The organism is Tepidimonas sp. (genome assembly GCF_036824975.1).
In the GTDB taxonomy this organism is placed as follows: Bacteria; Pseudomonadota; Gammaproteobacteria; order Burkholderiales; family Burkholderiaceae_C; genus Tepidimonas.
Window position 1 is genome coordinate 28720 of record NZ_DAISZC010000010.1, and the last position, 10725, is coordinate 39444.

Genomic DNA, 10725 nt, shown 5'->3' on the forward strand with positions numbered 1-10725 from the left:
GGCGCTGTCGTCGCCTGGCTGTGGCTGGGCGAGCGCCCCGGGCGCTGGCGCGCGGTCGGCCTGGCGCTGGGCTTTGCCGGCGTAGCGCTGCTGTCGTGGAACAAAGCCACCTTCAAACCGGGCGGCACCGGTTGGGCGGTGCTGGCCTGTCTGGCCGCCACGGTCTGCTATGCCATCGCTGCCAGCTACACCAAGAAGCACCTGATGGGCATTGCGCCGCTGGCCACCACCACGGGCAGCCTGTTGGGGGCTACGCTTGGACTGGCGCTGCCGACTTGGCTGACCTGGCCCGACCACCCGGTCAGCACCACCGCTTGGGGGGCACTGGTCGCTGCCGGCCTGCTGTGCACGGCGCTGGCCTACCTGCTGTACTTTCGCCTCATCGAAGCCGCCGGCCCAGCACGCACGCTGACCGTGACGTTTCTCATCCCGGTGTTTGCGATGGCCTACGGCGCGCTGCTGCTGGAGGAGGCCATCACCCCCTGGATGGTGGGCTGCGGTGCCGTGATTCTGCTGGGGGTGGGCCTGTCCACCGGCGTCATTGATCCCCGTCGCTGGCGCCGTCCTGCAGCGCTTCCTTCAGCTTCGGGCTGGCGTGGAAAGTAACGACACGGCGCGCCGCGATTGGCACCAGCTCGCCCGTGCGCGGGTTGCGTCCCGGGCGCGGTGACTTGTTGCGCACCTGAAACTGCCCGAAGCCCGCAATGCGCACCTCCTCACCGGCGATCAGCTGCTCGGCAATGACGGCGAAAAACGCGTCAACGATGTCCTTGGACTCACTTTTGTTGAAGCCGATGCGCTCGTGCAGCCGTTCGGCCAGCTCGGCCTTGGTCAGCGTAGCGGGGGATTCGGCAGCAGCAGAGTGCGGGTGGGAGTTGCGCGTGACCATACGCTGAATCGTAGCAGGACGCGGGACGCCGCTGTGTGTGTGCCGCAGCCGCCCGGCGATGGCGCCGTCGCTGCCGCTTCAGGCGCGCAGGCGCGCCCCCAGCGTGCGCTGCAGCGCCTGTAGCACCGCCTGCACCACGCCGTCGATCTCGGCGTCGGTCAGGTTGGCATCATGCCGCTCCAGCGTCAGCCGCACCGCCAGGCTTTTTTCGCCAGCCGCCACCGTCCCCCCCACAGCACCGGGCTTGGGGCGATAGACATCAAACAGCACGGCCTCTCGCAACCAGGGATAATGCACGCCCTCGATGGCGGCCATCACAGCCGCGTGCGTCACCGCCTCGGGCACGACGACGGCCAGATCCCGCTGCACCGGCTGGTGTCGGCCCAGCGACTGGGCCTGCGGCAGCGGCTGCTGCAGCACGGCATCCAGCAGCAGCTCGAACAGCACCGGCGCGTGCGACCAGCCTTCGGCCTGGCGCCAGCGCGGGTGCAGCTCGCCCACCCATCCAATCGGCTGCCCATCCAACCACACGCGCGCACTGCGCCCGGGATGCAGCGCCGGGTGCTCGGCGCGCTCGAACACCGCTCGGCGCGGTGCCAGCAGCAGCTCCACGTCGCCCTTGACGTCGTAGAAATCCACCGGGCGCGCGGGCACCCCCCATTGCAGCGGATCGGCATCGCCCCACGCCAGCCCCGCCACGTGGCGCGGCTGCGCGATGCCGGCAACAGTGGTGTCGCTGTCGGCCACCGCCGGGTCGCGCCGGAACACGCGCCCAATCTCGAACACGCGCACGCGCGCTGCCTTGCGGTCCACGTTGTACCGCAGCACCGCCAGCAAACTGCCCATCAGGCTGGAGCGCATCACACTCAACTGACTGGCGATTGGGTTGAGCAGCCGAATCGGCTCCGGGTTGCCGGCGTAGTCGCGTTCCCAGCGCTCCTCGACGAAGCTGAAGTTGATGGTTTCCTGGTAGCCCAGATCGGCCAGCTGGCGGCGCAGCGCGTGCGCGCTGCGGCGCGTCTCGGGCTGCACGTGCGGCAGCACCGGTGCCAGCGGCGGCGTCTCGGGCAGGCGGTCGTAGCCGATGACGCGCGCCACCTCCTCGATCAGGTCCTCCTCGATCTGCAGGTCGAAGCGGTACGGCGGCGGTGTCACGCTCAGCGTACCTGCCCCTTCTTCCACCACTAGACCCAGGCGGCGCAGCGGCGCGGCGCACTCGGCCTGCGTCAGCGGCATGCCAATCACCTTGGCTGCGCGCGCCACCCGCAGCGTCACCGGCTGCGGCTGCGGCACATTGACCACGTGGTCGTCGATCGGCCCCGGCTCGCCACCGCAAATCTCCAGGATCAGCTGCGTGATGCGCTCCACGTGCTCGCGCGTGGTGCTGGGATCCACCCCGCGCTCGAAGCGGTGCGCAGCGTCGGTGCTGAAGTTGAAGCGGCGCGCGCGGCCCGCGATCGCACGCGGCCACCAGAACGCGGCCTCGACATAGATGTTGCGCGTGGCGTCGGACACTGCGGTGGACTGCCCGCCCATGATGCCGGCCAGCGATTCCACACCCTGGGCATCGGCAATCACCCCGACGGTCTCGTCAACGGTGACGGTCTGCCCGTTGAGCAACGTCAGCGTCTCGCCACGGCGGCCCCAGCGCACCTGCAGGCCACCGTGAATCTTGTCCAGGTCGAAGATGTGCGACGGACGACCGAGCTCGAACATCACGTAGTTGGAGATGTCCACCAGCGTCGAGATGCTGCGCTGGCCGCAGCGCGCCAGGCGCTGCACCATCCAGTCCGGCGTCCTCGCGCTCGGGTCGATACCGCGAATGACACGCCCGGTAAAGCGCCCGCACAGGTCCGCCGCTTCGATCGACACGGGCAGCACCGCGTCGTGGCACGGCTTTACCGGCTCGAAGGTGGGCGCGTACAACGGCGCGCCGGTCAGCGCCGCCAGCTCGCGCGCCACGCCAAACACGCTGAGGCAGTGCGCCAGGTTGGGGGTGAGCTTGAGCGTGAACACCTTGTCATCCAGTGCCAGGGCTTCACGCAGGTCGCGCCCCACCGGCGCGTCGGCAGCCAGCTCCAGCAGCCCGCCATGATCGTCCGACAACCCCAGCTCGCGCGCCGAACACAGCATGCCGTAGCTGTCCACGCCACGCAGCTTGCCCACCCCAATGGTCAACGGCTGGCCATGTTCGCCCGGGGGCAACACCGCGCTCAACAGCGCGCACGGCACGCGAATGCCGGCACGCGCGTTTGGCGCGCCGCAGACGATTTGCAGCGGCTCGCCGCGGCCGACGTCAACGCGGCACACACGCAGCCGGTCGGCATTGGGATGCGGCTCGACACTCAGGATGGCACCCACGACCACGCCGCTAAACGGCGGCGCCACGGGCGCGATCGACTCCACCTCCAAGCCGGCCATGGTCAGCCGTTCAGCGATCTGGAGGGTGTCGAGATCGGGATTGCAAAACGCGCGCAACCAGGATTCGGGAAATTGCATGGCGGGTCTCGGCGTGGCGGTCAGCGGAACTGCGCCAGAAAGCGCAGATCTCCCTCGAAGAACAGGCGCAGGTCGTTGACTCCGTAGCGCAGCATCGTCAGGCGGTCGGGCCCGATGCCAAACGCAAAGCCGATGTAGTGCTCAGGATCGAGCCCCATGTTGCGCACCACGTTGGGGTGCACTTGACCGGAGCCGGCCACCTCCAGCCAGCGCCCAGCCAGCGGGCCGCTGTCGAAGCGGATGTCGATCTCGGCGCTGGGCTCCGTAAACGGAAAGTAGCTGGGGCGAAAGCGCAGCTGCAGCGCGTCGTCTTCGAAAAACGCGCGGCAAAACGCCGTAAACACCACCTTGAGGTCCTTGAAGCTGACGTTGCGCCCGATCCACAGCCCCTCGCACTGGTGAAACATCGGCGAGTGGGTGGCGTCGCTGTCGACCCGATAGGTGCGGCCGGGGGCAATGACCCGGATCTCGGGCATGTCGCCCGCAAACAGGCCGTCCTGTCCCAGGCCGGCTGCGCAGCGCGCGCGCTTGACGTGCTGCACCGCATGGCGGATCTGCATCGGACTGGTGTGGGTGCGCAGCAGCAGCGGCGCCGCGGCGCTGCCGCCGTCGACGTAGAAGGTGTCGTGCATCGAGCGCGCCGGATGGTCGGCCGGGGTATTGAGCGCCGTAAAGTTGAACCAGTCGGTCTCGATCTCCGGACCGTCGGCCACCTCGAACCCCATCGAGCCGAAGATCGCCTCGATGCGCTGCAGGGTGCGGCTGACCGGATGGATCCCGCCCAGCCCGCGGCTGCGGCCCGGCAGCGTCACATCCAGCGCCTCGGCCTGCAGCTGGCGCTGCAGCTCGGCCTGCGCCAGCTCGGCGCGGCGGGCCTGCAGCGCCGCTTCGATAGCCTGCTTGGCGGTGTTGATGGCCGCGCCCTGCGCCTTGCGCTCCTCGGGGGGCAGAGCGCCCAACGCCTTCATACGCTCGGTGATGGCGCCGCTCTTGCCCAGAAAACGCGCCTTGGCGTTTTCCAGCTCCTGAGGGGTCTGCGCCTCGGCAAAGCGCTCGCGCGCCGCCTGCACGAGGGAGTCGAGATCGTTCATGGGAGGATCCGTTACCCCGCCGCGCGGGGAGATGTGCGCTCAAAACACAACGGGCCAGCGCACGCGGCGACTGGCCCGGGTGTCGGGAAACAGCGCCGCACCGCCGTGGCGCGGGCGCCCCCTCTTCCGCGCATCAGGCGGCCGCAGCGCCCTGCGCCTGCAGGTGGGGCTTGACGCGCTCGACGATCGCCGCGAACGCCGCCTTGTCGTTGACCGCCAGATCGGCCAGCACCTTGCGGTCGATGTCGATGGCGGCCTTGCGCAGGCCATTGGCGAACTGGCTGTAGGTCAGGCCCAATTCCCGCACACCGGCGTTGATGCGGGCAATCCATAGCTGACGAAAGACGCGCTTGCGCGCACGGCGGTCGCGGTAGGCGTACTGCTGCGCCTTCATCACCGCCTGTTTGGCGACGCGGAAGACGTTTTTGCGGCGGCCACGGAAACCCTTGGCCAGAGCCAGCACTTTCTTGTGACGGGCGCGTGCGGTGACACCACGTTTGACGCGAGGCATGATCTACTCCTAAAACGTTGCGGTGGCGCCGATCACAGGCCGGCGAACGGCATCATCTGCGCGATGTGCCCCAAGTCACGCTCATGCACGTTGGCCGGGCCACGCAGCTGGCGCTTGTTCTTGGTGGTCTTTTTGGTCAGGATGTGACGCTTGAACGCCTGACCGCGCTTGACCGTCCCGCCGGGACGCACGCGAAAGCGCTTTTTCGCGCTGCTTTTGGTCTTCATCTTGGGCATGATGCAGCTTCCTTTTGCATTGTGCTCGTGAGGCGCCCCGGCTGTACCGCCAGGGGCTTGTCGGCCCCGAGCCACTTGTCGGACTCGTCCACGCACCGCTGCGTACGGCGCGCGACATATCTTGTCCTTTCGGGCAAGACGGGTATTATAACCGGTCACATAACCTGCCTGGGCAAACCCCGGCTTCGCAGAGATACCCCTGCGGCGCACGCTCACGCCGCCGGCACCGCCACCCCTTCCGCCTTGCCTGCCGCACCGCCACTCTTCTTGCGCGCGGGCGCAATCATCATGATCATCTGCCGCCCTTCGAGCTTGGGAAACTGCTCGACGACGATGCTGTCGCCCAGCTCGGTGCGGATGCGCTCCAGCAGGGCCAGGCCCAACTCTTGGTGCGTGATCTCGCGCCCGCGAAACCGCATGGTCACCTTGCACTTGTCGCCGCCGTCCAGGAAGCGGCGGATATTGCGCATCTTGACCTGGTAGTCGCCTTCGTCCGTGGCCGGGCGAAACTTGACTTCCTTGACCTCGATGACCTTTTGCTTGGCCTTGGCTTCCGCAGCCTTTTTCTGCTCGGCGTATTTGAACTTGCCGTAGTCGATGAGGCGACATACCGGCGGATTGGCCATGGGCGCGATCTCGACGAGATCGACATCCAAGTCGCCGGCCATGCGCAGGGCCTCCTGCAACGGGACGATGCCGATTTGCTGCCCGTCGGGGCCTGTCAGGCGCACTTCAGGCGCCGTGATTTCGCGGTTGAGCCGATGCGCGCGTTCTTCGCGCTGCCGACGGTCACGGAAGTTGCTGGGACGAGAGGTAGCGATGGCGGAATTCCTTCTGTCAAAGTCTGGACGCGATGTCCGAACGCAGGCGCTGCGTGAAGTCGGCCAGCGGCATGCCCCCCAGATCCTGGTTGCCACGCGCGCGAACCGCCACCGTACCGGCGGACTTTTCCTTGTCGCCGACGACGAGGATGTAGGGCACCTTCTGCATCGCCTGTTGGCGAATTTTATAGGTGATCTTTTCGCTGCCAAGATCCAGGGCCACCCTAACACCTTGATCCCGCAACGTTTTGGCAATTTCGCCACAGTAGTCGGCCTGGGCGTCGGTGATGTTGAGCACCGCCACCTGCACCGGTGACAGCCACACCGGCAGGGCTCCGGCGTGCTGCTCGATCAGAATGCCGATGAAGCGCTCCAGGCTGCCGACGATGGCACGGTGCAGGATCACCGGCCGGCGGCGGCTGCCGTCCTCGGCCACGTACTCGGCATCGAGCCGCTCGGCCAGATTGAAGTCCACCTGGATGGTGCCGCACTGCCACTCGCGGCCGATGGCATCCTTGAGCGTGTACTCGATCTTCGGCCCGTAGAAGGCCCCCTCGCCTGCGGCAATCACAAAATCACAGCCCGACTCGCGCAAGCTCTGCATCAGCGCCGCCTCGGCCTTGTCCCACAGCTCGTCCGAGCCGATGCGCGCCGCCGGGCGCGTGGAGACCTTGTACAGGATCTCGGTAAAGCCAAAGTCGGCATAGACCCGCTTGAGCAGCTGCGTGAAGGCGCCGCACTCGGGCAAGATCTGGTCTTCGGTGCAGAAGATGTGGCCGTCATCCTGCGTGAAGCCGCGTACGCGCATGATGCCGTGCAGGCCGCCGGAAGGCTCGTTGCGGTGACACTGCCCAAACTCGCCATAGCGCAGTGGCAGGTCGCGGTAGCTTTTGACCCCCTGCTTGAAGATCAGGATGTGACCCGGACAGTTCATCGGCTTGAGCGCGTAATCGCGCTTTTCGCTTTCGGTGATGAACATGTTTTCCCGGTACTTGTCCCAGTGGCCGGTTTTTTCCCACAGCGCCTTGTCCAGGATCTGCGGCCCCTTGACCTCCAAGTAGCCGTTGTCGCGGTAGACCTGGCGCATGTACTGCTCCACCTGTTGCCACAGCGTCCAGCCCTTGGGGTGCCAAAACACCAGCCCCGGGGCATGCTCGTCCAGGTGGAACAGGTCCAGCTCGCGCCCGAGCTTGCGGTGATCGCGCCGCTCGGCCTCCTCGAGCCGATGCAGGTACGCCTGCAGATCCTCTTTGGTGGCCCAGGCCGTGCCGTAGATGCGCTGCAGCTGCTCGTTGCGGTGGTCGCCGCGCCAGTAGGCACCGGCCACCTTCATCAGCTTGAAATGCTTGAGCTTGCCGGTGGAGGGCACGTGCGGGCCGCGGCACAGGTCCTCGAACGCCCCTTCACGGTACAGGCTCACCTCCTCGCCCACCGGGATGCCGGCAATGATCTCGGCCTTGTAGTGCTCGCCCAGCCCCTTGAAGTAAGCAACCGCTTCCTCGCGCGGCAGCACGCGCCGCACTACCGGTTCGTCCTTGGCAGCCAGCTCGCCCATCTTCTTTTCGATAGCGGCCAGATCCTCGGGTGTAAACGGGCGCTTGTACGCAAAGTCGTAGTAAAAGCCGTCTTCGATGACCGGGCCGATGGTCACCTGCGCATCTGGATACAGCTCCTTGACCGCATAGGCCAGCAGGTGCGCCGTCGAGTGCCGCACCACCTCTAGACCCTCCGGGTCTTTGGGCGTCAAAATCCACACCCGCGCATCGCGCTCGATGCGGTAGCTGGTATCCACCAGCCGTGGGGCGGCCTCGCCCGCCAGCTGCACCTTGCCGGCCACGGCCGCCTTGGCCAAACCGGGGCCGATGGCTGCCGCCACATCGGCCACCGTCACCGGGCCATCGAAGCTGCGCTGGGCACCATCGGGCAGCGTTATCTGGATCATGGTCAATTGGGTCCTCGACAACAAAAACGCGGCTCGGGGGCCGCGCTGTGGGGATTCGAGCAAGCGCGCACTGCCGAGTGCCCCTCACAGGGCGGGCTGACCTCCGGTGAACGTTCGCGGTGTCACGGTCATGAGTGGGCAAGGGTTGCGCATATTGAATGCCATTTTCGCACAGAACCTGCACGTCCGCTGGGTCCCCACACCCCCAAATACCCGACGACACCACCACGCCTCATCACCACGGGCGCAACGCGGCACAATAGGGGCTCATCTCAACCTCGGGGCGGATGCGTTGGCGTCTGGGTACCGCGGTGTGCCTCGAACATGAACATGCACTTCTGGGAGTGGCCGCACGCCCATGCATCGGTCGCCGCTCCGACGGCCCTCTCTCCGACCTCGCCGCATTCCACCATGCAAGTCAGCACCGAACGCCTGTTTGACCATGCCCGCACGCACCACGCCTGGCAGAACCGGCCCGTGGACGATGACACCCTGCACCGCCTGTATGACCTGATGAAATGGGGGCCGACATCAGCCAACTGCTGCCCGGCGCGCATCCTGTTCGTCAAAAGCGCCGAGGCCAAGGCGCGCCTGCTGCCGTGCCTGATGGAGGGCAACCGCGCCCAGACCGCCGCTGCGCCCGTCACAGCCATCATCGGCATGGACATGGCGTTTTACGACCAGCTGCCGCGCTTGTTCCCGCACAACCCAGACGCCCGCAACTGGTTCGCGGGCCAGCCCGAGGTGATCCAGACCACGGCGCTGCGCAACTCGAGCCTGCAGGGAGGCTACTTCATTGTGGCCGCGCGGGCGCTGGGGCTGGACTGCGGCCCGATGAGCGGCTTCGACGCCGCAGCGGTGGACGCCGCATTCTGGGCCGGCACGACGGTGCGCACCAATTTTCTGTGCAACCTGGGCTACGGCGACCCAGCCGGTCTGCACCCGCGTGGCCCGCGCCTGGCCTTCGACGAGGCCTGCCGCATCGTCTGACGGCCTGACCGCATCAGCCCGCCACCCGACCGCCGCCGCTACCCAACCAAAAAGCCCGGCGGGGCTCAACCCCCGCCGGGCCGTCGTCTCCCGGGTCGCCCGACGCGTGGGCGGCCATCAGTGGAACTGCTCTTCCTCGGTCGAGCCGGCCAGCGCCTTCACGCTGGACGAACCGCCCTGGATGACCGTCGTCACATCGTCAAAGTAACCAGCACCCACTTCTTGCTGGTGCGACACGAAGGTGTAGCCCAGCTCGCGCGCCTTGAATTCGGGCTCCTGCACCATGTTGACGTAGTGCTTCATGCCCTCGCCGCGCGCGTAGTGGTAGGCGAACATGAAGGTGTTGTACCAGTTGATGTGGATGCCGGCCAGCGTGATGAACTGGTACTTGTAGCCCAGCTCCGACAGCTTGTCCTGGAACTCGGCAATCGTCTTGTCGTCCAGGTTCTTCTTCCAGTTGAACGACGGCGAGCAGTTGTAGGCCAGCAACTTACCCGGATACTTGGCATGGATGGCCTGGGCAAATTCGCGCGCAAAACCCAGATCGGGGGTGCCGGTTTCGCACCACACCAAGTCGGCATACGGCGCGTAGGCCACGCCGCGGCTGATCGCCTGCTCCAGGCCGTTCTTGACGCGGAAGAAACCTTCCTGGGTGCGCTCACCGGTCAGGAACGGGCGGTCGTTGGCGTCGTGGTCGCTGGTCAGCAGGTTGGCCGCTTCGGCATCGGTGCGCGCCAGCACGATGGTGGGCACCCCCATCACGTCGGCGGCAAAGCGCGCTGCAATCAGCTTCTCGATGGCTTCCTGCGTCGGCACCAGCACCTTGCCCCCCATGTGGCCGCACTTCTTAACCGCCGCGAGTTGGTCCTCGAAGTGCACGCCGGCGGCGCCAGCCGCAATCATGTTCTTCATCAGTTCGAAGGCGTTGAGCACGCCGCCGAAGCCTGCCTCGGCATCGGCCACGATGGGCAGGAAGTAGTCGATGTAGCCGGCATCACCGGGACCAATGCCGCGCGACCACTGGATCTCGTCGGCGCGCTTGAAGGTGTTGTTGATGCGGCGCACCATGGTCGGCACCGAGTCGTAGGCGTACAGCGACTGGTCCGGATACATGGTCTCGGACGTGTTGGCGTCGGCCGCCACCTGCCAGCCCGACAGGTACACCGCTTCCAGACCAGCCTTGGCCTGCTGCATGGCCTGGCCAGCGGTCACGGCACCAAACGCGTTGACGTAGCCCTTCTTGGCTTCGCCATTGATCAGGCGCCAGAGTTTTTCAGCACCACGCTTGGCCAGCGTGTACTCGATCTGCAGCGAGCCGCGCAAGCGCACGACATCAGCGGCGCTGTAGCCGCGCTTGATGCCTTTCCAGCGTGGGTTTTCGGCCCAGTCCTTCTCCAGGGCCGCAATCTGCTGTTCGCGGGTGAGGGTTTGCGTCATGGTCATACTCTCCAGGTTGAAACACGGGAATCGCTGTGCCGGCGGCCGCACCGTCGCGCTGCCTTCGGGCGCGGGGCACCACACTCGCCTTAGCTGCTGCGCCAACGGCTGCCGACTTCGCCTCCAGTATAAGTCTTATATAAGACACAGGATCAGTCTTATGTCTTATACAAGACACTTTTTATCGCTTATACGTCAAAGACTTGCATCGATAATGCCGCATTATGGAACGATGTTGCACAAGATCGGCGACGTGATCGCAGTGTCCCGGGCGAGTGCTTCTCCGATACGCAGTAACGTTTCACATCG

The 10725-nt window shown here is 66.1% G+C and carries 10 protein-coding genes; 2 read left to right on the forward strand and 8 right to left on the reverse strand.

The window, feature by feature from the left end; translation table 11 throughout:
* On the forward strand, positions 1-606 hold a 606-nt coding region (locus V7Z54_RS02405; protein WP_334134083.1), incomplete at its 5' end, for a DMT family transporter.
* On the opposite strand, the gene V7Z54_RS02410 is transcribed toward V7Z54_RS02405, so the two are convergent.
* The 7 genes from V7Z54_RS02410 to thrS all read right to left on the reverse strand — a co-directional run bounded on the left by V7Z54_RS02410 (position 539) and on the right by thrS (position 7989).
* A complete protein-coding gene (locus V7Z54_RS02410) occupies positions 539-889 on the reverse strand; it encodes an integration host factor subunit alpha (RefSeq protein ID WP_334134086.1) in 351 nt (116 codons plus the stop codon). The two genes, V7Z54_RS02405 and V7Z54_RS02410, sit on opposite strands and share 68 nt — an antisense overlap.
* Positions 890-967: 78 nt before the next feature.
* Positions 968-3388 (reverse strand): phenylalanine--tRNA ligase subunit beta, encoded by a 2421-nt coding sequence (pheT, locus tag V7Z54_RS02415; protein ID WP_334134087.1) that lies wholly within the window; start codon positions 3386-3388, stop codon positions 968-970.
* A 20-nt stretch (positions 3389-3408) separates the two neighbouring features.
* Positions 3409-4479, reverse strand: coding sequence for a phenylalanine--tRNA ligase subunit alpha (gene pheS / locus V7Z54_RS02420; protein WP_334134089.1), 1071 nt, complete (start codon positions 4477-4479; stop codon positions 3409-3411).
* Between the two features lie 133 nt (positions 4480-4612).
* On the reverse strand, positions 4613-4990 hold the full coding sequence (gene rplT / locus V7Z54_RS02425; RefSeq protein ID WP_334134090.1) for a 50S ribosomal protein L20: 378 nt from the start codon (positions 4988-4990) through the stop codon (positions 4613-4615).
* A gap of 32 nt (positions 4991-5022) precedes the next feature.
* On the reverse strand, positions 5023-5226 hold the full coding sequence (gene rpmI / locus V7Z54_RS02430) for a 50S ribosomal protein L35 (protein WP_043700569.1): 204 nt from the start codon (positions 5224-5226) through the stop codon (positions 5023-5025).
* 212 nt (positions 5227-5438) lie between these two features.
* Positions 5439-6047, reverse strand: a complete 609-nt coding sequence (infC, locus tag V7Z54_RS02435; protein WP_334134102.1) for a translation initiation factor IF-3 — start codon at positions 6045-6047, stop codon at positions 5439-5441.
* A gap of 16 nt (positions 6048-6063) precedes the next feature.
* Positions 6064-7989, reverse strand: coding sequence for a threonine--tRNA ligase (gene thrS / locus V7Z54_RS02440; protein WP_334134091.1), 1926 nt, complete (start codon positions 7987-7989; stop codon positions 6064-6066).
* Positions 7990-8400: 411 nt separating this feature from the next.
* On the opposite strand from thrS, the gene V7Z54_RS02445 reads away from it, so the two are divergent.
* Positions 8401-8979, forward strand: coding sequence for a malonic semialdehyde reductase (locus V7Z54_RS02445; RefSeq protein ID WP_334134092.1), 579 nt, complete (start codon positions 8401-8403; stop codon positions 8977-8979).
* A 117-nt stretch (positions 8980-9096) separates the two neighbouring features.
* Here V7Z54_RS02445 and aceA read toward each other — a convergent pair whose 3' ends face one another.
* Positions 9097-10416, reverse strand: coding sequence for an isocitrate lyase (gene aceA, locus V7Z54_RS02450; protein ID WP_334134093.1), 1320 nt, complete (start codon positions 10414-10416; stop codon positions 9097-9099).
* Positions 10417-10725: the final 309 nt, after the last annotated feature.